The sequence below is a fragment of the Pseudomonas sp. SDO55104_S430 genome (assembly GCF_054070595.1).
Map to the genome: position 1 here is coordinate 56,847 of NZ_JBSVXG010000003.1, position 22,457 is coordinate 79,303.

Sequence of the window (22,457 nt, forward strand, 5' to 3'; positions counted from 1 at the left end):
CCCTACACGAGGGGACATTCATGACCGACTTTCTCACTCCCGCAGAGCGATCGGAAAGAATGTCCCGTATCAAAGGGAAGCATACCCGTCCAGAAGTAAGACTCCGTAAAGCGCTCCATAGACTTGGTATGCGCTATCGTCTACACGATTCCGGTTTGCCAGGCAAACCGGACATTGTATTCCCTCGATACAAGGCAATTGTATTTGTCCATGGATGCTTCTGGCATCGGCACCCCGGGTGCAGCATCGCTACCACTCCGAAAAGCAACACAGATTTCTGGCTGAATAAGTTCCAGAACAATGTCGCGAGAGATATCAAAGTAGTACAGGAACTAGAATCGCTGGGTTGGCGCGTCTTCGTGGCATGGGAGTGCAACCTATCATCATTAACAAAAACAAAATCCACTGCTGAACACATAGCTAAATTGATTAAAAACCCAAACGATTACACGCCCTCAACACAACCTAGATAGCAGTCTAAATATCCGTCACCCAACACAATAACTTGCCATATCCAAAACAACAAATAGAGCTAGAATATATACCCCCACGCCACTAACATAAAAATCTCACGCCTCTAGCAGCCTCTCCCAGAGCCCATCAATTGCCACGTTTTCGCAGACCATACAAATTTAAAAGCACAGGATTTAAATTAGCACCAACATCAAAGCCGTCAGACAGACCCGATACTTTCTCGCGATTACAAGCAACAATTAAATTCATCAAATCCCGCCAATAAGACGAAACCCCATCAAAATTTTCATTACTTAAATTAATGGATTTTCGGCTCAACGATTCGGCATTTTGAAACGCCTGTAGACCATCGAGATCGCTCATGATTGGCATGGGAGCCTTTTCAGTTAAATCCGAGGATAGTATTCGGGAAGCCCATTCACGATGAGTTTCATACAAATGTAGAGAGCCTACAAAATGATGATAGGCGCCAAGCTCACAACCAAGCGTTAAGGCTGCCATTTCCTGAATCATTGTGAACAAAAACACGTCGTATGGCAGCCCTATCATCGCATCGTTGCTGCGCATATAACATATCGCCTCCAACTTACCAGCTCGCAAGATTAGCTGCAGTGAAAGCGAGCAAGCGATATCTCTCTTATTATCAGAAACCGACGGATCGTAGCCGCCGAGATAAAGCACGGCACGGCGACTTGAAGGATCATGCCTGAGCAGATTTATAACAGTATCCCATTGGCTTAAGAAATCGCCATAAGCCTTAAATATGGATGAACCGTAAGCACTGCCGATTACGGTATCCCCCGAGGTAAAATGACGCCAGGCCGGGGCATACCAAGCAATTTCCTCAAGTGAGTTCGAACCTCTAGCGTGCCAGCTATATTCGGCCAAAGCATATGCCAAGCTCCATCGACGCTCAGGATTACTTATATATCTTCGACGAGGATCAAGAATAGTAAAAGATGCTGCAATCAGCTCTGCCGTTGGAATAGATCTAGGGTCCGTAGTTTGCCCCTCATCTAATAGAGAGCTTAAAACCACCCTATATGCATCATCCAAAGACTCAAAAATAGTTTGCGTAAGCATGCCACCCCCTCTCATCATTATCTTTGCTTAGCACTGACGCTATTTTTCGAGCCAGAAACAACCGGAGCAATGGACTTCCTCAAAGTTTCGTTTTCCTCTTCCAGCTTTTTCATCCTTAACTGAATGTCTGCCGCAAGCAATTCCGTGCGAACCTGATCCTGCGGCTTCAAATAGCTCTGCAGCAGCCACATATTTCCAAAATTCAGACCAAAAGTCATAAACCCTAATGCAAGAGCAACAATTGGAATCCAAGTTATCAAAGATTTTTTATACTTTGTAAAGGCAGCCTCTGCAGCTTTTGAGGTTGCACCTTCCACATCTAAAAACGTAGAAGCCATATATAAATCAGTATGCTTCTTCACCATATCAATAACGTCTTCATGCGACTTTACTTCACTTGTCGCATACCCCTGCTGCGGAAGATCAATTGCTTGAAATGATATACGACTAAACACACTCCCCGCCTTCAAGCGGACAGCCCCTTTCCCGAAATTAATCAAAACACTTTGCAAGGGGCCTGCGAACCCCGGATCAACAATCCCGATATTCAACGCAAGTACACCTTCATTACAAAGCTGGGTTTTAACGAAAACATAACCCATCACATCAGTGGGCAAGCGAATAATCTCAGACGATACAACTTTCACCATACCTTGCGGCGGTAGCACGAACTCGTCCTTTAACTCCCCCTCTGCGGTCACCAAACGGTGAATAGTTAGATCATAACTCCCATGACGGAACTGCTTTGGAGTAGCACCTTCAATAAACCCTCTTTGCTGTATAGTTTTTTCACTTAAAATCATTGATCTTCTACCTCAAAAAAATTTAAATTATAGGGTAAAACCTCGACACGAGGGAAAAGACTGACGGCGGCATTGCTATTAGTCGTCGTGAAGCGCCTACCGAGGCAATCATCATGGATTAATAATACCCTTCACGGCCGCTCGCCCACGTCAAAAACACCCACCAATTAATTTCACAAAATGGTTTTATTGGATGGTAACCGCCTAGTACATTTGATGAATTATGAGGTGGGTATATCTTGAGGGCTGCCGAGGATTACGGTACGGGATCATAAGCTGTGAGCTCGGGCACAACCGGATTGATGTGGTGTCGACGCCATCGTTACCTGATCATGGTCAGACCGTTAGATATGGCTTTATGACTGGTGTAAGCCAGTCAGAAGACAGGAGGCGAATTTGCTCCATGGGATGATTCAACATGTCGCTACATGTGAATCCTGATTGAAATCTGGGCGGTGCTCGTTTTTGTCGATACGGTATTCCTATCAGTATTCCAGCAAAAAATACAGCAAGATATTATCAAATTAAATCAATAACCTACACGATCAATTCAGACTACCCCGGCCCACCAAACATCAAGATAGACGTCCTTGGACGTCTTTTTTTGTGCCTGGAATTCAGTACATCAAGGGCTTGTAGCGCTTTCCCTGGCACGCACAGGACCTTTGCGAAGGACCTCAGCAGGCACGACGTAGACTGTCGCCCCCCACTGCCATTCTGACTGCACTTGGTAATTATTAGGTGCAGCCATGCCAATCGCCCCCCCGCCCTTTACCCTCGTCTGCGAGTACTGCTCCTGGAAGAAGACCTTCCTCCCAAGCAGTGACGTGCTGGTGCTGAACCGCGACTGGTTCTGCCACTGTCCCACCTGCAACACCCCTTCGCCTCACCGACGCACGGCCACCCCCAAGGAAGTGCTCAAAACACGGCTGGAAGAATTCCTGACGCTCCACGGCTGAACATTCGCCAGCGCGACACAGGTTGTCGCGCCAGTCCGGACAATGACCCAAATATTCAAGAGAGCCCAGGAATGAAAAATCTGCTCGCCACCATCGGCCTCTTCGTAGTGCTGACCAAGGGCTACGAGTTCTACCGCGAATACAGCGAAATGAAGCGCGAACGGGAAGCGCGGCGGTCTGCCGCAGACTGAAACAAAGCGAAATTCCCGTTAACATTTCCCGAACAATTGATGGCACAAAGCCATTTGATTGAGTAGGATTCACGCCAACTTGACGCCATTGTGCTGGCGCTCAGTAGAGACATAAGACCAGGAAGTTAACATGTCCCAAGCGAAGGATACGCTGCTCAGGCTGTTTGCATTACTACGCCTAATACCCACCGAACCTCAGCGTATTGCAACCCCGACCCTGCTCGAAAAGCTCCGTGATAGAGGCTTCTCGGTCACCTTGCGCTCGATCCAGCGTGACTTGAGCCGGTTATCGATCCCGTTCTCCCTGCAGTGTGACGACAGCGAAACTCCCTTCCGCTGGAGCTTCACCCGCGAGGCGCCACTCAAGCTGGAAGACATGGACGCGCCCACCGCACTCGCGCTGTTCCTCTCAGAAAGTCACTTGAGCCCGATCCTGCCGCAAAGCGTTCTGGACCAACTGGGCCCGCAGTTTCGCCGGGCCCGCAACTTCCTCAATGGCTTGGGTGGCAACGGCCTGGCCGACTGGGCAAAGCGGGTTCGCTCACTGCCCAACGGCAAGACCCTGCTCCCGGCACAAGTCAGCGCACACACCTGGGCCCAGGTGTCGGCCGGGCTGCTGGAGCGCAAGCAGTTGGAAGTGGTCTACCACAGCCGCAGCAAGGGTGAACTCAAGCGTTTTCGCCTGCATCCGGCTGGTTTGGTGTCGCGCCATGCAGTGAGCTACCTGCTGGCCTCTGTGAATGGCTACAGCGACCTGCGCCAATTCGCTCTGCACCGGATCACCGAAGTAAGCGTGCTCGAAGAGTCCGGTCAAGAACACGAAAGCTTCGACGTGGATGCCTACATCGCCAGCGGCGTTTTCAGCTATCGAGAGGCCGAGGCCCAAGTCGAACTGATCGCAGATGTACGCCCGCAGATCGCTGCCCTGCTCAACGAAACACCGCTGAGCCAGCAGCAGACTCTGAGCGGCGTTTCCGAGCAGGGCTGGCACCGCCTGCACGCCACCGTACCGCTTGATCGCGAAACGCTGTGGTGGATCTTCGCCCTGAATGAAAACATTCGTTTGCATGCGCCCCAGGTGTGGGTGGACGAAGTGCGCGAGCGACTGAATTCGATGCAGGCGCTGTACCAGAACACCAACGCAACTCCGCAACTGCAACCAGCCTGACCTTCAACAATCAAAAGGACATTGCCATGCCACTTCCCCTCATCCTCGGTGCTGCCGCGTTGGTCAGTGCTGCCTACGGTGCCAAGAAAGGCTACGACGGCTACCAGAAGCACTCGGAAGCCGATGACATCGTCAACGCTGCCAAATCGCGTTATGCCGACAAAAAAGAAGCGTTCGACGTGCAGGAAAAAGCCACTAACGCGGCACTTGAGGCGCTCGGCCGGGAAGAACTCGAGATCGGCAAGAAGTTCGACGAGTTCAAAACCCTCGCCAACGACTTGCTGGACAAGCTCAACGCAGACCGCCAGGACAAGCTGAAGATCAATATTCCGAAGCATAAGCTGCAGAGCATCGCGAGCTACAGCTATACCGCTGTTGGCGTGCTGGGTGCCACCGCAGGAGCAGGCATTGCCGGCGCGGCAGCCGGGTTTGCGGTATATGGCGGCGTCATGGCGCTGGGCGCGGCCTCCACCGGCACGGCCATCTCCTCGCTGGCCGGGGTGGCTGCGACCAACGCAACGCTGGCTGCAATCGGCGGCGGCTCGCTCGCCACAGGCGGTCTGGGCATGGCTGGCGGTACTGCAATCCTGGGCGCCGCTGTGGCAGGCCCGGTACTGGCTATCGCGGGCTGGGCTTACGACAGCCATGGTGATGAAGCACTGAAGAACGCCCACAAGGCTGATCGCGAAGTGGACAGTGCGATCACCAAACTGCAGAAAGCCCGGCAGCAGCTAAGCAAGGCAGAAGACTACGCCTTCGACATCAATGATGTGTTGAAGTCCGTGTATGGACAGTTCGACAAGTACTTCGAACATCTCAAGTACGCGGCCCGCCGTATCGAAGACCTCCGCTCCCGCAAACTCGACCCGCACGCTGAAATGGCCAGCATGAGCGACACCATCCTGCGCGCGATCAACAACGGTTATGCCCTAGCCGCCATCCTGGTCGATCTGATCACCACGCCGCTGTTCAAGGTCAAGGAAGTGAACGGCAATGTGGTCAAGGACAAGAACGACGTCCCTGTCATGGCTACCGATGCCGACGGCTCGATGATTCTCAACAGCACCAAGTTGGACGAGCAGATCAGCGAAACCAACTCCAAGGCGCAAGGCATCGAGCCCGCCTGATGCCCTGTGCGGGGCCGAAAGGCCCCGCCTTCGCTTCGCCATCATTCGTTCGTCATGGATGCCTTTATGCACGCCGCAGCGCAAGACTTCCCTTGGGCCGAAGAGCTCGAAAAAACCGTAATCACCAGCCTCACAACCAGCTTTGGCCTGGACTTTCTGCTGTTCAAGGACAAGCAGGGCGGTGAGGTGAACACCATTCACAACGTGCGCAACGGCGTATGGGCGACCGACGCCGAGAAGCAGCGTTTCGAGCAGCGTGGCGATTACGACTCCACGCCTTACCACCAACATGCGAATTACATCGCCACTGGCCAGAGAGACAAGGCCAGCCAGGCGGCCGGCACGCTGAAGGACCCTTACCGCAACACGGTGATGAGCGCGCATGAACAGCGCAACCTGGACCACGTGATCAGCGCCAAGGAGATCCATGACGACGCCGGCCGGGTAATGGCCGGGCTGGATGGCGTGAAGCTGGCGAATCAGACTTCAAACTTGCAGACCACGCACGAAACGGTCAACAAGTCGAAGAAGCAAACTCCTATTGGCGAGTACCTGCAAAAACTTCCAGGTCTGATTTCCAACCATGAAAAGGCGTTGGACAGCGATCGCGCGCGCCTGACGAAAATGCCTCGCGAAACACCTCAGCAACAACACGAAGCCCGTGCGCTGGAAGATAGGATTCGCAAGACAGAAAGCAAGATCAAGGAACTCAAGGCAGTAGACCCCGATGCCATGCTCAAGCGAGATGCCGAGGCACGGGCCCCTTACGATCAGCAGATCAACAAGGCCTATTACACCAGCAGCAAATTCCTCCATCAGACTGCCCATGCTGCCGGCTCGGCAGGCTTGACCATGGGTACTCGGCAGATGCTCGGGCTGGTGATGGCGGAAGTGTGGTTCGAACTGCGCGAGCAACTGCCGGCCCTACTGGACAAGCTCAAGAACTCTTTCAGTCTGGATGCCTTCGTCGACAGCATCAACAAGTCGCTCAAGGGTATCTGGAAGCGGGTGCAGGCGCGTTTCAACGATTTCCTGGTAGCGTTCAAGGATGGCGTGTTTGCCGGCGTGCTCGGAAGCCTAACCACCACTGTGTTCAACATCTTCGCCACCACCCAGGCGATGGCGATCAAGATCATTCGTGAACTTTGGGGGCAACTGGTCAAGGCCATCAAAGTGATGGTTTTCAACCCTGACCAGCTGAGCTTCGTCGAACAGTGCCAGGCCGTGACTTCGTTGCTGTCCGTAGGAGCTGCCACGGTGGTTGGCACGATGGCTTACACCCAGCTGGTTCCGTTCCTCAGCTTCCCGTTCGGCAGCGAGTTGGCAGCCTTTGCCGGCGCACTGGTGACGGGTCTGGTGACACTGGGACTCAACTACTTTTTGCTGCACAGCGCGATGGCACGCAAGCTCTGGGCGTTCATCGAATCGCTGACGCCACATGCCATCACGATCCGCCAGTTCCAAGCCATCAATGCTGAGCTGGACCGGTATCTGCTCGAGCTGAGCAAACTGGAGTTCAACCTGGACGTGGACGAGCTGCAAGCCTTTACTCTGGAACTCGAGGCCTGTAACGATGAAATCCAGCGCAGCGCCGTATTGCAGCAGGCGGTGGAAGCCCGCGGCATCGAGTTGCCATTCGAAATGGGCAACGCCGCCAGCACGCGAAACTGGTTGGCCTCGCTGGTATGACGCTACCGGCGTTTCCCTGCACGCAGTGTGGGTTGTGTTGCCGGAATGTGCATCTGGCCGAGCAGACACAGTACCTGGATCGGGGGGATGGGGCTTGTAGGCATTACTGTGATGCCGACAAGCGCTGCCTGATCTACGAGACCCGGCCGGATATCTGCCGGGTCGACCGGCAGTACCAGATGCACTATGCGCAGCGGTTCAGCTGGGAAGCGTTTGTAGAGGTGAATGTGGAGGTCTGCAAACTGCTGCAGCGTCAGGCCCAGGAGTGACCTGGGCCGCCTCATTCACAAGAGATCACCACCTGTGGGAGAAACAGATTTCTGTGAGGGCTGCGTAAAACAAGATATGCACCGCACTCGCCCGAGGCCCATGTCCTGCTGGCCAACCACGGCGCTGTTTAAACCCCGCCGTTTAATCGCCCCCACAAATCTTTCCTGAAAGCTACAACACCTTGCGCCCTTGCCTACGGGTACGTGAGAATCCGCCGGCTTGTGCGCTTTTCAGACGGGTTCTATCGTTTTCCGGTCGCTGCGAAGTAGCGATCGGGTTTGGTAGCCCGGATGACTTGCTCCTTTTTTGCGATTTGGAGTTTCATCTATGCACAAGCAAGCACACATCCCCCCGGAAACCGATTCATCTTCCCCCACCGAAGACACCGATGAATGCCTCACCACCATCGGCCTAACCCCCTTCCACTACTGCAACAACGAACCCCTCTTCCGAGTAAACCGCGGCGTGCCCTTGGCCGACGCCTTGGAACAAGCTTCCGATTTGCTCTACCTGGTCAAGTCATTGACCATCGATGCCGCTTACTCCAAAGGCAACGACCGCCACGCATGGGCGGCACATCATCTAGCGTCGATGAGCAAAGCGGTGGTCGATGATGTGCAGAAAGTGCTCAGCAGATGGCCACCGATGAAAACCGACGGCTAGAAATCGGACGCAGCATCAAAAAAGACGTCCACGGACGTCTTTTTTGTGCCAGAAAAAAATCAAACCCTACGCCGCCTACACCGCGTACTCCGCAAAATCCGTATACCCCACCTCCCCCCGCCGCGTGTAATACGTAGCCCGATCCGCCTCCACCAGCGGCCAACCATGCTTGAGCCTTGCCACCAGATCCGGATTGCCGATAAAGGGCCTACCAAACCCGATCAAGTCCACCAACCCGCTATCCAGCGCCTCTTGCGCGCCCTCCCGGTCAACAAACCCGCCGCACCAGATAATCGCCCCCGGAAACATTTTTCTCACCCGGGCCAGCAATTCATGATCAAGGTGATTGGACTTGAACTCGGCCACTTCCATGTTCGCCTCAGGCATCAGTTCATAAACCAGGTGCAGATACGCCACACCCAGCCGTCCCAACTGTTCGGCCACGTACATCAAGGTTTCCTCGGCCAGCGGATCCGCCGGTATTCCGTTGAACCGGCCAAATGGTGACAGACGAACCCCCACCCGCCCCGGCCCCAGTTCACGCACCGCCGCTTCAACCACTTCCAGCAGAAACCGCGTACGGTTCTCGACGCTCGCGCCGCCGTAGCAATCGGTTCGGGTGTTGAGCACGGAGTTCATGAACTGTTCGAACAGGTAGCCATTGGCGCCGTGGATTTCGACGCCGTCGAATCCCGCCTTCCGTGCGTTGATGCTGTCCTGGGTGAAGGTGCCGACCAGCCCCAGCACTTCATCGGTTCTCAGGCGTCGCGGCTGACCTGCCGGGATATGGCCCAGCTTGCCATCGGGGCCGTGGGCGAATACTTGGGAGTCGGCCTTTTCTTCGGTGACACCCCAGGGCGCTTCGCCGTTGGGCATGAGCGACGGGTGGGCCATGCGGCCGACGTGCCACAGTTGCACGAATATTTTGCCGCCGTTTTTGTGTACCTCATCGGTCACCAGGCGCCAGCCCTGTTGTTGAGCCTGTGTGTAGATGCCTGGGGTCATGGCGTAGCCGTTGCTGGACGGTGCGACGTCAGTGGCCTCGGCGACGATCAGGCCGGCGCTGGCGCGTTGTCCGTAGTAGGTGGCCATCAACTCGTTCGGCACGTCGCCCTCGGAGGTGCGTGTGCGGGTCATGGGCGCCATGACAATGCGGTTTTTCAGCAGGACGGTGTCGCCGAGTACTTTGGAATCGAACAGGTCTATCATGGGGCTTCCCTCGGATCGGAATGGATCGGAAGCACAGCCTACGATTCGATAATCCTCTCCCTCTACACACCGTTTGGTCAGTGGTTACACATGAAGACGATCAATAGACTGCCGGGTTTGCCGATCGAGCGAGCACTGGGCGTGCTTTCCGGGCGCTGGAAAGCGGTCATCCTCCATTTGTTGCTGGATGGCCCGCAACGCACCTGTGATCTGGAGAATCGAATTGCCGGCATTTCACAGAAGGTGTTGATCGAGCAGCTGCGGGCGCTGGAGGAGCATGGGATGGTCAGTCGACAGCCCAGCGCCAAAGATCGCCAAGGGATCGAATACCTGCTCACGCCGCTTGGGGAAAGTTTGCGACCGATTCTGGAGTCGCTGATTGAATGGGGAACCCATCACGCCACTGAGCTGGACGAGGTTCACCGGCTGCTGCCCTGCGAAGCCGTCGTTCGGGATCGCAGTAACTAACGCCCTAACCCTGTAGGAGCGAGCATGCTCGCGATGCACGACAGAACAACGCGGGGAATCAGATTTCCAGCGTTATCGTTGACGTCCATCGCGAGCATGCTCGCTCCTACAGGTTCGGCGTGTGCCTCAGCGCGACAGCATGAAGGTGTCGTATTCCAGATCTTCCAGCGCCGTGGACAACCTGTGCAGCCCCAACAGTACGCAGATCAGCAGCGACAAAGTGAAGCCATAGCCGAAGAAGCTCGGGCCCAGGTGCATGCTGAGTAGCGTCAGGGTGGCGTTCAGCACCGCAAACAGCACGCACAACTCCAGCACCACTTTGCGCTTGTCCAGGTAGAAGAACACGTTGAGCAGCGCCATGAACACCACCTGGATGCTCACACCGATCAGGTCGATGTAGAACAGCGGCAGGTAGTAACTGGAGATCCCCAGCCACTCCAGCAGACGTGGAGCGAACAGGTACAACAGCACCACGGTCAGCCCCTGCACCTTGCAGATTTCCAGAAGGCCCTGACGGATCGACAGCGTCATCTCGGTTTTCAGCGAGTTGATGTGCTGCAGAGTTTCACCTTCTCGGATCGCCCGGAACAGACGGTCGTACCACTCGGCAAAATCGGTCTCGATGCGCACCAGGAACACGGCCATGCCGGGGATGATCGCCAGGTACGCGAGGAAGATCGGCAGGTCGTACAGGATCGATGCACGCAGCGGACCGATGACGATGTTCGAAGTGCCGGGGTTGAACCAGAACAGGAACTTGTCGATCCAGATGCCGAAGTTGTAGAAGAAGCCGGTCACCAGCAGGCTCATGAACACCTGGCGGCGCTGGAGGAAGTCGAAGGAGATCAACTTCTCGGCGCGGTACTCGCGCAGGATGTCGTAGAGAAACAGGAACAGCAGCGAGCTGTGCCCGATCAGCAATGCCAGCAGCAGGCCCGGGATCTGCAGGAATGCCAGCTGCCAGGCGCTGATTACCATCAGCGTGTAGCCCACCAGCATGGTCAGCAGAATGCGGTTATAGGCCTTCATCCCCGACAGGAAGATGATCACCATCCACAGGTTGCACAGCACCACGAAGTTCGCCAGCACCAGCAATCTATAGATCAGCGACTGATCGAACAGCGTGCTCAGGATGACGATACCCAACACGCCAGCGCCGATGGTGACCATCAGCAGCACGCCCAACAGGTTGGGCAGGATCTGCTCGTACTTGTGCTCGAACAGGCGGTCGGAAACGAAGCGGGTGAAGAACAGTTGCAGCCCGCCCGTGAGGATCAGCGAGGAGGCCATCAGGTAGGTCACCGTCACCAGGAACTGCCCCACCAGCGTATTGGGGATTACCAGCCCCAGACTGATGATACCCACCAGCATCACGCTGATGATCGACAGCACCCAGGGACCGGAACTGATCAGTCCGGCATACACATAAGCGTGCAAGGTCGCGGTGTAGGAATCGCGCGACAGGATCTTGCGGAGTTCGAAGCCAATCCCGGCCATTTAACTGTTCTCCATGGCGGCTTGATACAAATCGCGGTAACGCTGCAGCATCAAGGCTTCGGTGTAGTAACGGGTGACCCGTTGCAGGCCGCTGGCCTGAGCGGCTTCCCAGCGTTGCGGGTTACGCAGCAGTTCGAGGATGGCGGTGCTGGTGGCTTGCGGATCGGCGATTGCCACGACCTTGCCGGCCAGGCCCAGATCGCGGTCCTCGGCGCTGCCGCCTTCAATGAGCTCGCGGCACGAGCCCACGTCACTGCTGACCACCGGCGTACCGGCGGCCCAGGCTTCGAGAATCACCAGCGGCTGCGCCTCGCTGATCGAGGTCAACACCATCAGCCCCAGTTGCGGCAGGATTTCCTGGATGCGCTGGAAGCCAAGGAAGTGCACCTTGCCCTCCAGCCCCAGGCTGGCCATCAGGCTGCGGCATTCGCTGACGTATTCCGGGTCTTCCTCTTCCGGACCGACGATCCAGCCTTCGGCATCGGGCATGGCGCTGATCACGCCGCGCATGGCCCGCAGGAAGGTTTTCACGTCCTTGATCGGCACCACCCGCCCAATCAGCCCCACCACCGGTGCAATCCCCGGTTTGCGGGATTCAAGCGCCGCGGTCCACTGCGGCAGGTTGATGCCGTTGGGAATGACCCGGGTGCGAACCGGATCGGCGCCGTCCTTGATCTGCCGCTGACGGTTACCGTCATACAGCGAAATGATGCTGTCGGCGCTGTTGTAAGTCAGTTGGCCGATACGTTCGAAGAAGCGCACCCATAAGGTACGGATATAACCGGAGCCGGAGTCGAGGCTGCGGTTCAGCGCCTCGCCTGAGCTCTCGGCGATCCAGCTGGCCTGGGCCAGGTCGATCTTGCGCTCCTTGGTGTAGATCCCGTGTTCGCTCAGCAGGTAGGTGCAGCCCCAGCGTTGCTTGAGGATGCAGCCCAGAAGGCCCGCGTAACCGGTGGAAATCGAGTGCAGCACCCGCGCCCGAGGCATCTTGCGCGACGCTTCGGCGAGCATCAGCATCGGCGACTGCATCGAGCGCAGGGTCCAGAAATAGTTGATGAACGAAGGGTCCGCGCAATGCAGGCGATAGCCTTCGCTCAACGCTTCCCAACTGGCGCGGCTGCGCAGCACGTCGTCCAGGGTCATGCGGCCTTGAGCGATGCAGTCGAGCATTCTTTCACCCAGGGCCGGCTCCGGCGCGTCCGGGTGATGCAGGAAGCGATACAGGTCCTGCTGTTGCTGCAGATCGGCTTCCCGTGGCGTGCCCTGACTATCGGTCGAATGGGTTGCATCCTCGAGAAAGACTTCTTCGATATGCAGCACGTTCGACGGCACTTCATAGCGACGCTCGCCATAGGCCACGCGTTGCCCGCCGATGAACATCACCGAGAAGGTCAATTCCGGCAGGCCCAGGATCATCTGGTGAATCCAGCTCGACACACCGCCGCGCACGTAGGGCCAAGTGCCTTCGAGCAGCAGGCAGATGTCGGCCATCGGCGCCTCTTGCTTTTGACTCATGTCCAGCTCCTCACCAGATCAGCGAAGGGAGGTCGCTGACGGGTTTTTTCGGGAAGGCTGGCAAGCAACCCCGGAATTTCATGGTATTGACCGGATTCGAAGGCAAGCTCGGCGTGGAACGGCAGAATCTGCGCCTCGCCCATGCCATCTTCCTGGGCCTTGGTCAGCAGCACCTCGGCGCGTTCGACATCGCCGCGCTCCAGGGCAATACGCCCGGCCAGCAGAAACAGCTCACCGCCCTCGCCTGCCTTCAAACCTTCTTCGGCATGTTCGTTGGCCTGATTGAGTACGTGCTCGAGAACGCTGCCCTGCGCCAGACCCAGATAGGCCAGCTCCCAGTACCAGCGCGCCAGGGTGCCGTGCAATTTGCCGGCAGCCTTGGTGCTGGCGCCTTGCAGTTGACCGAGGGCAATCTGGATCCGCAGGTTGATGTCGCTTTCCTGCTTGTCGAGCATCGAGTACGCCAGCAGCCGTACGTCATCGCTCGGGTCGCCCAGGGCCAGTTTGAGGATCGGCACCGCTTCCTTGCCGGGCATGCGCTTTGTCGCGAGCAATGCGGCCAGGCGCTGGTCCGGATCCGGCGCATGACGCAACACGTCCTGCAAACCGCCATCGGCGAAGATCGGCGAGCGGGTTTGCAGTTGCGCCCGATAAGGCAGGTCCGGAATGCCGACCGCTTGCCACGCCTGCTTGTCGCGTTTACGCGGCAGGTACAGCGCCGGGAAGATCGCCGCGACTACACCCACGGTCCCCAGAACCGGCACGAAGAACGCCAGGCTGAAAATGAACAGCGGACTCCACGGCAGCGGCTTACGGTAACGCTCCGGCAGCAGCAACCAGACCGCCGCACACAGCATCACGCAGGCCAGACCATGGCTAAGGGTGAAGACCCACAACTGGTGCGCATCGGGCAAGTCAGACCACAAGGTGGTCCAACTGCCCGCCTCTAACAACAGGGCTCCGCTAAACAGCCACTTGCTGATCATTCAGTCCACACTCGTTGAACAGGAAGTTACGCAGCCCGTTGGGTTCACCAGGCTCCAGATTGAAGGGCATGACGCGCACACCCAGACTGTCCATGCTGCTTTCAATACCGAAGTGCTCGTGCAGCATCAGGTTGATCCGCGCCAGGTAACCTTCGGTGCCCTGCGGGCTGGTCAACGGCAGCAGCACCAGCAACAGTTGATGGTCACGGTTGTTACGCAGCGGCAAGTGCAAGTCCAGACCGCGCTGACTGCGTTCGAGCAAGCGTGTCAGTTCTTCATTGGGGCGAGTCATTTCGAAGGCGAACAGGCCGGCCGACAACTTGTGTTTCTCGACGTCGACCACCGAGCGTTTGAGTTGCAGCGTGAAATGCTGCGCCTCGGAATCCTGCAGGTGCAGAACCTTGGTGTCGCGCTGCAGCAGGTCGGCGATGTGCCCGGCCAGCAACGCCAGCAGGCTCAAGGTACGTTCCTGGAAGGCGAAGAACGGCATCTGCCGCACAGCCAGTACCGCCAGCAGACGACCTTCGGCATCGATCAACGGAATGCAGGCTTGAAGCGAGGAGAATTTCCCCACGTTGCCGGCTTCGAGCAGTTCCTGGCGCACACTCACCAGTTCGCCACGCTCGATGCACAGCTTGACCAGACCGTCGTCGACGTCCAGAGAACCCATGACGCCAATGGTCGCCAGTGGCGCGGGCAGCACCCGCGCACCGTCCGCGTCCACGCGATAGAGGCCGGCCACTCGCAGGGAACCGTACTGGCCCAGTACTGCGGTGATCGGGTCAGCCAATGCAGCCAGTGCATCGTTTTCGTCCGGCATCACCCGCAGTTTCTCGCGCAAGCCCAGCAACGAGCTGCGCAGACTCTGATCACTGCCCGCCACACGCTGCTCCAGCAAATCGTGGGAGACCCGCAGAATCTGGTGCGAACGGGTGAATTCATCGAGACGATACTGACGGTAGTCGTTGGCCATCTGCAGGCGCTCAAGGCGTCGTTCCCACAGATCGCGAACCTCGCCGACCAGCATCCCGCAGACCAGCATGCCTACGATCCACGACGGTTCGAGTTCCGTGTAACCGGCATGACCGGTGTAGCGCAGTACGAACACCGCCAGCACCAGAATCGCGCCGCTGAACAGGCCGCGAACAAAACCATAACGTACACCCAACAGCAGCGGCGCCAGAATCGGCCAAGGGAAACCACCGTGCATCTGCAACGGGTCTTCCGGGGTCAACCACAGGCCGAGGATGATGGCCAGGCCGGTCACCAAAAGCGTTTCCAGCCAAGACACCGGGCCGCTGGCGCGAGGCGCCAGGCTGTAATCCATGTGTGGAGAATTCATCGCGATCACTCGAACCGAAGGGCGCCAACAAGTTTGTCGAGCACGGTCTGCGCGGTGCCCGCCAGGCTTTCACGGGACCAGCCGGCACGTGCGCCGCTCTTGCTCCACAGAACCTGGCCGTTGCTGGCATCGAGTACGCGCAGGCTGATGCCTACCGCTGGCTCACCGTCCAGACCGTTCTTGTATTGCCACTCTTCAACGCTGCCGGAAACCACGTAGTCGAGCTTCTGTTGACGAGCCCAGTCGAGAGCGCCGTTCAGACGCTCGTTGTCGTCCATCAACGCCTGCTCGCCCTGAGTGCTGGCCGGGTAAACCCGAGGTTTAAGACCGTGGCTGCTGAGTACGCTGATCAGGATCTGCTCGCTGCGCTCACCCGCTTGCGGGGTTTGCGAATAGTTGACCATCGGCACCACGCCCCATTGCGCGTTGCGTGGCAGGTTCGGGCTTGCTTCATCGGTGAAGCTTGCACAACCGGCAACAAACAGGACGGTCAGTGCCAGGCTCAGATTACGAATTGTTTGCATACGTCGTTCTCCCGTAAAAATTCTTTGATCAGCGTCCGAAGCGCACGCCGTAGCTCACACCCATTGTTCCACCGGACTTGCCGTCCCCGCCTTGTGGCGCGGATTGGTAGCCGAAGGTCAGGGCCAGTTCGTCATCACCCAGCACTTCAAAACCGATCCCGGTATTGATGCCGTAGTTGAAGGTTTGATCCGTCCATTGCCAGCCCGCCGTCAAATCCACCAGCCAGGTGTATTGCGGATGGGTACGAACCAGATCCCCAGGCAAGCCACGACGCCAAGTGCTGCCGAAATACAGCTGGCCGTAGCGGCTTTGCAACAGGTCACTGGCTTGCACGGTCGGGATGTCCGCCGGGTCGATCGGCTCGACGACACCATCTTCGTCAACGAACGGTTCCGGTGGTGCCGCGGAGATGACCGGGCCGCCAAAGTTGCTGGACAAGTAATTGAGCGTGCGGTCCTTGACCTTGTTTTTCTGATAGTCGACACCGCTGCGCACGGACCAGTTGGGGCCTGCGAATTCCAGGATGTGGTTGAGCTCCATTTTCAGCGCATGACCGTCGCCCAGATCGTCGCCGGCCCGAGTGGAGAACTGGCGCTGGGCAATTTCCCAGCTGAACTGATCGCGAGCGGTCAGGTTGTGACGGCCACCCAGATACGCACGATCCTGCTGGCCGAAAGCGCGCATCAGGCCGCTGTCTTCGTTCTTGCGATGCCAGTCCAGACCTGCCTCCAGTTCATCGCTCACACCCAGCTGCCAGGTCCGGGACAGGCCAATGCCATTGCGGTCGTCGTCGCTGCGCTGGCTGGTGTCGAGGAACAGTTTGTAGCTGCCGTTCTCGACCCCGTGCTGCAGGGTCAGTGCGGCATTGCGCTCTGTGCCGATTTCCGAGGACCTGATGTCATCGCCGCTGTAGTCACCCTGCTCGACCTGAAGATCGGCGTACAGCTTATCGCCCAGGTTGTGTGCAATCTCCAGACGAGGCCCCTTGAACTCGACACCGCCGAAGTTCTGATCCTGCCACGATATTTGCGCGCCCTGCGGCGTACGCTCGTGGATCTCTACAGCCTGACGGCGCAGTTGTTCGCGTACCGCTTCAGGCTGATCGTCACCCAATGCCGAAAGACTGGTATCGAGCGCTTCGTTCAAGCGACCAAGACGGTTGAGCGCCTGAGCCCGTTGCGCCGGGTTCAGATCGCTGCTGGCCAACAGGGCTTCGACCTGCGACTTGTTACGGCTGCGCAGAGCTTCCTGAATCTGCTCGTAGCGCTCGACCTTCAAGCCCTGGCTACGTGCCCACGCCAGCCATTCATCCTTTTGCGATTCGGAATTGGTGGCATCCAGGCGAGCCAGCAGGCGCTGGAACCACAACTGAAGCATGGCCGGCGAGCCGTCCTTCCACTTCAGCAATTCCTGCTGAGCCTTCTTCGGCGAATAGCTGCTGGTCATCAGACGCAGCCAGACCGCGTAGCGCTGCGACGACGGCTTGATGTCCTCGCCTTCCGGGCTGCGCAACAGTTTCAGGCGCAAGCGCTGGGCGGCGTCTTCATATCCGGCGCTTTCCAGCGCATCGGCGTAGGCCGCTCGCACCAGCCAGTCGTTCGGACTGGTCTTGAGGTACATGCGATACCAGGCGAGTGCTTCAGCATCGCGCCCCAGCAGCTGGCTGGCGCTGGCGAACGGCAGCCACATCAAGCGGTCCTGACGCGCAACTTCGCGCCATTGGGTCATCAGCGGCTTGAGTTTCGCGGTGTTGGCCTGATCGACGTAGAACCACACCAGTTGCTCACGGAACAGGTTGTCATTCGGGTAGCGGGCCAGACCTTCCTGATACAAACGCTCGGCCTCTTCGGCATTGCCCTGCTTGGCCGCCAACGCACCACGCATCGCCAACACCTGGGCCTGGTCATAGGCGTCCGGATATTGCTCGGCGTCCTTGAGCAACGACACCACCAACGTCCAGTCGTCCTGCTCCTGGGCTTGCTGCAAGGCTTCGACCAGACGCTGCGGATCCCGGGTGCGTTCCCAGCTGCCGATTGTCAGCGCCAAGGCGCGTTTCGGGTCGCGAGTGCGATACATCGCGATCAGCTGGCTCTCGTCGCCACTGGTCAACTTGCCATTGATCGAGAGCAGTTTTTCCAGGGAAACCCGCAAATCCTCATCGCGCTCCAGATCCCAGGCCAGGGATGCGCGGGTGTGCCAGTAATTCTCGTCCTCGATGGTCGGATCATCGTCCTGCACCACCTTCCAGGCGGACTCGTTATCGAACAGCTTGAAGTAGGTGTTGGCCCAGTCGACCTGCTCGGTGGTATTGAGCTTGAAGCGCTTGGCATAGCTCTCATAGACCTTGGCCTTGGCCTCGAACTGCCCGGTGTTTTCCAGGTTCTGCAACAGACGCGTCCACGCCAGGCGATGCGACGGGTACTTGCGCAGGTATTTGTGGAACCAGGCTTCGGCTTCTTGCGGCGTGCCGCGCGATTCGTGGCCGTAGTTCAGCGCGTCGATTTCGATGTCGGTCAGCGCGCGCTGATCCATGATTTCTTCGAGCAGAGGAATCGAACGATCAAAGTCAAACTGCTGACTCGCCAGACGCCACGCGTGCTCGCGCAGCTTCGGGTCTTCGCGCAGACGCAGCAGGCTGATCCAGTAGGTCAGCGCCGCTTCGTTATCGCCAAGCCATTCACCCAGACGTGCCATCTGCTCGAGCAAAGCCTGATCTTCAGGGTGATCGATGACCAATTGCTGACCGGTTTCCCAGGCGCCTGCAAGGTCGCCGATGGCCAGGCGAACATGGAAAGCTTTCAACGGAATTTGCGGGTTTTCCGGTTGCAGAGCCAGCCACTGCGCGAGCACTCGCTGCGCCAGATCAAAGCGCTTGTTCGCGACCGCGACATCGACGCCTTGTTCCAGCCAGGCAACATCGGTCTGAGGATTGGTCAACTGTGGCAATTCATCAGCCAGCACTTGCGCAGCCTGGTCACCGCGACCGGCAGACAACAGGCTGTCGAAAGCCAGTTTCGAGAACTCGCGACGCTCGGGGGCGTCCTTGGCTTCTCTTTTGAGCTGCTGGTAAATGTCCGCTGCACGGCCCGGCTGCTCGCCTGCCATGAACCAATGGGCGGCGGACTTCAGCGATTCGGTGCGCAGCTTCGGTTCGCGATCGGCAATTTCTTCGTAGACGCCGGCGGCGAACGCCGGGGCCTGCAACTCCAGCGCGAGCTTGGCCAGGGTCTGCAATTGCGGCGTTGGCAACTTGCGATGATCGAAGGTTTTGAACCGCTCGACCAATGCCTGTTGCGCAATCAGATCGTTGCTGGTTTCGGCAACCAGTGCGTCAATCTGCAGACGATAAAAAGCCTGCATATCCGCCGTCGGCTTGGGCCAGGCCTCGAGATGCCGCCGTGCCTTTTCGTACTCGCCCAGGCGGATCAGCAAATCGATCAACTGCATGCGCAGGTGATCATCGTCCGGGTGAGCCGCCAACAGCAGTTCGGCATAGTTGGCCGAGACAGCGTCCGGTTCACGACCATCGGGCTGGAATACTTCTTCACGCTGGAAGGTCGCCCACAGCAGACCTCCCACGGCAACCGCGACCACCGCCAGAGCCCATGGATTGAGCAGACGACTGTTTTTAGTTGCAGAGGAGTTGACCATTACTCACCTGCTTCATTGGTAATTGAAAAGTCCACAGCCCGGCAGACGACTTGCCTGCGAAACGCTGCCCATCCACTTCAACCCGGCAAGCGCTTGCCGAGCGTACCGAGAAGGTCAGATCGAACTGCCCGGCAAACGAAAAACTCACGCGTTGATCATCCAGATACTTCCAGTCCAGCAACGGCAGATTGGCGTCCTCCAGCGCCGGTCGGGTGTCCCGATCCGGACGCAGGACCAGCAACGCACGGTCGCTGCTCAGGGCCACATAGCGGCCTTGCGGAATATCGCGAACACCGGCAACGCCTTGCGAGCGCAGCAGATCCGGCCAGCCCATCTGCGGGTCCAGACGCACGGTACGCAGTGCGTCCATGCCGCGAATCTGCCAGCTGCCATCGGCGGTTCTTGCAATGCTGGCCTGATACAGGCCGTGCATCCGGTCGATGTAATCACTCATCCACAACGAGATCGGCTTCTGCTCGCGCATGAAGCTGTAGATATCGTGCATGGCCTTGATCGAGGCTTGTTTGGTGCTCGAGTAGAAGTGGTAGTAAAGATGCAGGCCGCGCAGGCGGCGTGGGCTGTCGGTCAGCTCGAAGGTTTCGATCAACTCGCGGAAGCCGTAGTACGGGCCGTGCCACAGGTTGGTGTAGAGGTTCTCGTTGATGATCGGCGCGTAGTACTGCAAGCCGCCTTCAGTGGGGCGCAGCAACGGGTTCAGACCGGTCAACGACGGATCGGCCTTGGTCATCATCGTTTCGGCGCCGTTGACGTTTTTCAGTCCCGCATCGTAGGCAATCTTCAGGGTCGATGCCCCAGGCAGGGCGTCACCCGGCCAGAACACCATCTTCACCGGCTTTTCCGGGGTGGTGAGCTGCTGGTTGATGTAGTCGCGCGAGCCGACCACCTCGCGATAGAAGTCGATTTTGTCGTAGCCCGGAATGACCATGTTCATGCCGTATTCAGGCTTGAAATTTTCGCGTTTCTTGGTCTTTTCCGGCTGCATGAAAAACGGGTGGCTGAAGGTGTGGGTGGCCACTTCAACCTTGGGGTTTGCAAAAATCTCGCGAGCGATGGGCTCAAGTTCACGCGCCAGGTGCGGGAACTTGCCGCGCGGCGAAATCTCGCCTTCGATGATCGATACCGACGTCAGGAAAGGGTTGGGCTTGATGTAGTCGTCCAGCGTGTGACGACCAGCGTAGGGAGTGCCACGCACTTCGGCACGGGATGGAAAACCATCGCCATCGATGTGCACGGTCGCGATGCGACGGCCGTTTTCGGTGGTGACGTCCGGGCTTGGTTGCTCAGGCAGACGCAGGCTGGCCTTGAGGAAAGCGAAAGGGTCGAGAATCCAGCGACTGCGCTCATTGTTCACTTCAAGAAGGTAAGGCGCCAATGCCAGTCCGCCCCAATCGCCAATGACGACCGGATCGTAGGTTTCGCCCGCCGCATTTTTCAGCGACAGCGCCGATGTCGGCCCCTTGGGCAATACCGAAACCGCGGTCAGGTCGCGGGATCGGGGCTGCACCGGTGCTTCAAAAGCGCCAACCAGCGCTTTGTCTTGATGAGTGATGGTCAGGGTTTGCGTACCCGGCGGCGCTTCCCGGGTCAGGCCCATGCGTTTGAGCAGAACCCGGTCTTCAATAGGCAGCCCGGAAAAGAAGACCACGGGTACGTGCTCATCCAGTCGCGCAACGATGAAGCGATTGAAAGCCGCCGCGTCCTGCGGCGAGCCGCTGGTCATCCAGGTGATGACCCCGGCATACAGGCCGCTGAAAGCATATTGCGGCATGGAGCTGTTGGCCGGAATGTAGTCGACGCGATATCCCAGGTATTCGAGCAGACCGCCGAGATAGGTATGACCGGCGTTATCGGCCAGCTCACCTTCACGCGGGTCGTAAACCAGGGCCACACGACGCGGCTGGACTTCGATGTTGCTGACGCCCATCGAATTCAGGTCAGGGGTGCTGATGAAAGGAATGAAGCCTTCATCACGCAGACGCTTGGCCAGCTTGCGCGCTTCTTCACGACGCTCCGGTGGCAGGTAATCGATAGCCACCAGCGGAATGCCTTTGGCACGCAACGGTTGCAACTGACCCAGCAGCCATTGGCGATCGGCTTCCGGCACTGGACGATAGCGCTTGGCGGCCGGATCCCAACCGGCGTAAAGCGACTCGAATCCTACAGCTGCCGCTACACCGTCAAGCTCGGGCAATACCTCAAAGCCGCGGTTGAAGAACAGTTTCAGTTTTGGCTGCTGCTTGTGCAGTTCACGCAGGAAACTGGCAAGGCCGGCACGTTGGGCTTCCTGCGATGCCTTGGGCAGCAGAGTGAAGCTGTCGAGGGTATCGAGAAACAGACCGCCATAACCCTGGGCTTGCAATTGCTTGGCACGGCCGAGCAAGTGTTCACGCCAGGCCGGAGCCGTCAGGTCCATGACCTGGCTGTTCCACGAGTCATTGCGCATCGGGGAAACGGCCTTGGTCAGGCCGGCTTTAGTGATCTCGGCCTTGGAGCCGTCGAACTCGCCCACGGACAGGTAAGCGAACGGCTCACTGCCCATCTTGCGCAGGCTTTTGACGTCAGCCGGGGTCATGTGCCCAGGTTCCACGACGGCCCATTCGAATTGCGCCAATTCAGCCAATGGCGGCTCATCCGCATACCAGAAGGTAACGCTGGAGGGTGACGGGAGTGCAGCTGCCTGTACGGCAGGGCCACTCACGCACAAAGCCAGAGCGGCTAACAGTCGTTTGGCGACCGAGCGGACACGCGTCCTGCGAAAAACGAATTCCATAACTCACTCTTGAATTGTATGAACCAATAACACTGCACCCGAAGCA

The 22,457-nt window shown here is 57.8% G+C and carries 18 protein-coding genes; 8 read left to right on the top strand and 10 right to left on the bottom strand.

The annotated features are described in order from the left end of the window. Positions 1–20 precede the first annotated feature (20 nt). Positions 21–473, top strand: coding sequence for a very short patch repair endonuclease (locus tag ACW9JE_RS01150; RefSeq protein WP_457431570.1), 453 nt, complete (start codon positions 21–23; stop codon positions 471–473). 127 nt (positions 474–600) lie between these two features. On the opposite strand, the gene ACW9JE_RS01155 is transcribed toward ACW9JE_RS01150, so the two are convergent. Then, a complete protein-coding gene (locus tag ACW9JE_RS01155; RefSeq protein ID WP_457431571.1) occupies positions 601–1,557 on the bottom strand; it encodes a thymidylate synthase in 957 nt (318 codons plus the stop codon). Positions 1,558–1,574: 17 nt separating this feature from the next. Beyond that, complete coding sequence (locus tag ACW9JE_RS01160; RefSeq protein WP_457431572.1) at positions 1,575–2,360, bottom strand: dCTP deaminase domain-containing protein; 786 nt, start codon at positions 2,358–2,360, stop codon at positions 1,575–1,577. A 749-nt stretch (positions 2,361–3,109) separates the two neighbouring features. Between ACW9JE_RS01160 and ACW9JE_RS01165 the strand changes: the two genes are divergently transcribed. The 6 genes from ACW9JE_RS01165 to ACW9JE_RS01190 all read left to right on the top strand — a co-directional run bounded on the left by ACW9JE_RS01165 (position 3,110) and on the right by ACW9JE_RS01190 (position 8,427). Next, entirely contained in the window at positions 3,110–3,319 is a 210-nt protein-coding gene (locus tag ACW9JE_RS01165) for a hypothetical protein (RefSeq protein ID WP_457431573.1), read from the top strand. 321 nt (positions 3,320–3,640) lie between these two features. Continuing rightward, a complete protein-coding gene (locus ACW9JE_RS01170) occupies positions 3,641–4,678 on the top strand; it encodes a helix-turn-helix transcriptional regulator (RefSeq protein ID WP_457431574.1) in 1,038 nt (345 codons plus the stop codon). Between the two features lie 26 nt (positions 4,679–4,704). Beyond that, positions 4,705–5,805 carry a hypothetical protein gene (locus ACW9JE_RS01175; protein ID WP_457431575.1) on the top strand — a complete coding sequence of 367 codons (1,101 nt, stop codon included), beginning with the start codon at positions 4,705–4,707 and terminating at the stop codon, positions 5,803–5,805. Between the two features lie 66 nt (positions 5,806–5,871). Beyond that, the gene (locus ACW9JE_RS01180; protein WP_457431576.1) at positions 5,872–7,494 is read left to right on the top strand and encodes a hypothetical protein; all 1,623 of its coding nucleotides are present in this window, start codon (positions 5,872–5,874) and stop codon (positions 7,492–7,494) included. 32 nt (positions 7,495–7,526) lie between these two features. Beyond that, positions 7,527–7,763, top strand: coding sequence for a YkgJ family cysteine cluster protein (locus ACW9JE_RS01185; RefSeq protein ID WP_457431577.1), 237 nt, complete (start codon positions 7,527–7,529; stop codon positions 7,761–7,763). Positions 7,764–8,091: 328 nt separating this feature from the next. Further along, a complete protein-coding gene (locus ACW9JE_RS01190; RefSeq protein WP_457431578.1) occupies positions 8,092–8,427 on the top strand; it encodes a DUF3077 domain-containing protein in 336 nt (111 codons plus the stop codon). A gap of 75 nt (positions 8,428–8,502) precedes the next feature. Here the strand turns inward: ACW9JE_RS01190 and ACW9JE_RS01195 are convergent, their stop codons facing one another. After that, positions 8,503–9,636, bottom strand: a complete 1,134-nt coding sequence (locus ACW9JE_RS01195; RefSeq protein ID WP_457431579.1) for an alkene reductase — start codon at positions 9,634–9,636, stop codon at positions 8,503–8,505. Positions 9,637–9,726: 90 nt separating this feature from the next. On the opposite strand from ACW9JE_RS01195, the gene ACW9JE_RS01200 reads away from it, so the two are divergent. Next, positions 9,727–10,104 (top strand): winged helix-turn-helix transcriptional regulator, encoded by a 378-nt coding sequence (locus tag ACW9JE_RS01200; RefSeq protein ID WP_224537824.1) that lies wholly within the window; start codon positions 9,727–9,729, stop codon positions 10,102–10,104. A 126-nt stretch (positions 10,105–10,230) separates the two neighbouring features. Here ACW9JE_RS01200 and pelG read toward each other — a convergent pair whose 3' ends face one another. From pelG to ACW9JE_RS01235, 7 genes are read right to left on the bottom strand one after another with little or no spacing between them, the layout of a single operon-like run. Further along, complete coding sequence (pelG, locus tag ACW9JE_RS01205; RefSeq protein WP_224537822.1) at positions 10,231–11,601, bottom strand: exopolysaccharide Pel transporter PelG; 1,371 nt, start codon at positions 11,599–11,601, stop codon at positions 10,231–10,233. Further along, the gene (pelF, locus tag ACW9JE_RS01210) at positions 11,602–13,116 is read right to left on the bottom strand and encodes a GT4 family glycosyltransferase PelF (RefSeq protein WP_457431580.1); all 1,515 of its coding nucleotides are present in this window, start codon (positions 13,114–13,116) and stop codon (positions 11,602–11,604) included. Continuing rightward, positions 13,113–14,102, bottom strand: coding sequence for a HEAT repeat domain-containing protein (locus ACW9JE_RS01215; protein WP_224537819.1), 990 nt, complete (start codon positions 14,100–14,102; stop codon positions 13,113–13,115). Before ACW9JE_RS01215 ends, pelF begins: the two co-directional genes overlap by 4 nt. Continuing rightward, the gene (locus tag ACW9JE_RS01220) at positions 14,080–15,444 is read right to left on the bottom strand and encodes a PelD GGDEF domain-containing protein (protein ID WP_457431581.1); all 1,365 of its coding nucleotides are present in this window, start codon (positions 15,442–15,444) and stop codon (positions 14,080–14,082) included. The genes ACW9JE_RS01215 and ACW9JE_RS01220 overlap by 23 nt, the downstream gene beginning before the upstream one ends. Positions 15,445–15,449: 5 nt before the next feature. Then, positions 15,450–15,968, bottom strand: coding sequence for a penicillin-binding protein activator LpoB (locus ACW9JE_RS01225; RefSeq protein ID WP_224537815.1), 519 nt, complete (start codon positions 15,966–15,968; stop codon positions 15,450–15,452). A gap of 28 nt (positions 15,969–15,996) precedes the next feature. Then, positions 15,997–19,620 carry a tetratricopeptide repeat protein gene (locus tag ACW9JE_RS01230; RefSeq protein WP_457431582.1) on the bottom strand — a complete coding sequence of 1,208 codons (3,624 nt, stop codon included), beginning with the start codon at positions 19,618–19,620 and terminating at the stop codon, positions 15,997–15,999. Then, a complete protein-coding gene (locus ACW9JE_RS01235) occupies positions 19,598–22,411 on the bottom strand; it encodes a bifunctional glycoside hydrolase 114/ polysaccharide deacetylase family protein (RefSeq protein WP_224537812.1) in 2,814 nt (937 codons plus the stop codon). The genes ACW9JE_RS01230 and ACW9JE_RS01235 overlap by 23 nt, the downstream gene beginning before the upstream one ends. Between the last annotated feature and the right edge of the window lie 46 nt (positions 22,412–22,457).

What these genes read in the sequence shown, in the direction of transcription:
- ACW9JE_RS01175 (WP_457431575.1), top strand. Translation starts at nt 4,705, where the DNA reads ATGCCACTTCCCCTCATCCTCGGTGCTGCCGCGTTGGTCAGTGCTGCC.
- ACW9JE_RS01190 (WP_457431578.1), top strand. Translation starts at nt 8,092, where the DNA reads ATGCACAAGCAAGCACACATCCCCCCGGAAACCGATTCATCTTCCCCC.
- ACW9JE_RS01195 (WP_457431579.1), bottom strand. Translation starts at nt 9,636, where the DNA reads ATGATAGACCTGTTCGATTCCAAAGTACTCGGCGACACCGTCCTGCTG.
- ACW9JE_RS01225 (WP_224537815.1), bottom strand. Translation starts at nt 15,968, where the DNA reads ATGCAAACAATTCGTAATCTGAGCCTGGCACTGACCGTCCTGTTTGTT.
- pelF (WP_457431580.1), bottom strand. Translation starts at nt 13,116, where the DNA reads ATGAGTCAAAAGCAAGAGGCGCCGATGGCCGACATCTGCCTGCTGCTC.
- ACW9JE_RS01200 (WP_224537824.1), top strand. Translation starts at nt 9,727, where the DNA reads ATGAAGACGATCAATAGACTGCCGGGTTTGCCGATCGAGCGAGCACTG.
- ACW9JE_RS01180 (WP_457431576.1), top strand. Translation starts at nt 5,872, where the DNA reads ATGCACGCCGCAGCGCAAGACTTCCCTTGGGCCGAAGAGCTCGAAAAA.
- ACW9JE_RS01150 (WP_457431570.1), top strand. Translation starts at nt 21, where the DNA reads ATGACCGACTTTCTCACTCCCGCAGAGCGATCGGAAAGAATGTCCCGT.
- ACW9JE_RS01155 (WP_457431571.1), bottom strand. Translation starts at nt 1,557, where the DNA reads ATGCTTACGCAAACTATTTTTGAGTCTTTGGATGATGCATATAGGGTG.
- ACW9JE_RS01165 (WP_457431573.1), top strand. Translation starts at nt 3,110, where the DNA reads ATGCCAATCGCCCCCCCGCCCTTTACCCTCGTCTGCGAGTACTGCTCC.
- ACW9JE_RS01230 (WP_457431582.1), bottom strand. Translation starts at nt 19,620, where the DNA reads ATGGTCAACTCCTCTGCAACTAAAAACAGTCGTCTGCTCAATCCATGG.
- ACW9JE_RS01215 (WP_224537819.1), bottom strand. Translation starts at nt 14,102, where the DNA reads ATGATCAGCAAGTGGCTGTTTAGCGGAGCCCTGTTGTTAGAGGCGGGC.
- ACW9JE_RS01160 (WP_457431572.1), bottom strand. Translation starts at nt 2,360, where the DNA reads ATGATTTTAAGTGAAAAAACTATACAGCAAAGAGGGTTTATTGAAGGT.
- ACW9JE_RS01235 (WP_224537812.1), bottom strand. Translation starts at nt 22,411, where the DNA reads ATGGAATTCGTTTTTCGCAGGACGCGTGTCCGCTCGGTCGCCAAACGA.
- pelG (WP_224537822.1), bottom strand. Translation starts at nt 11,601, where the DNA reads ATGGCCGGGATTGGCTTCGAACTCCGCAAGATCCTGTCGCGCGATTCC.
- ACW9JE_RS01170 (WP_457431574.1), top strand. Translation starts at nt 3,641, where the DNA reads ATGTCCCAAGCGAAGGATACGCTGCTCAGGCTGTTTGCATTACTACGC.
- ACW9JE_RS01220 (WP_457431581.1), bottom strand. Translation starts at nt 15,444, where the DNA reads ATGAATTCTCCACACATGGATTACAGCCTGGCGCCTCGCGCCAGCGGC.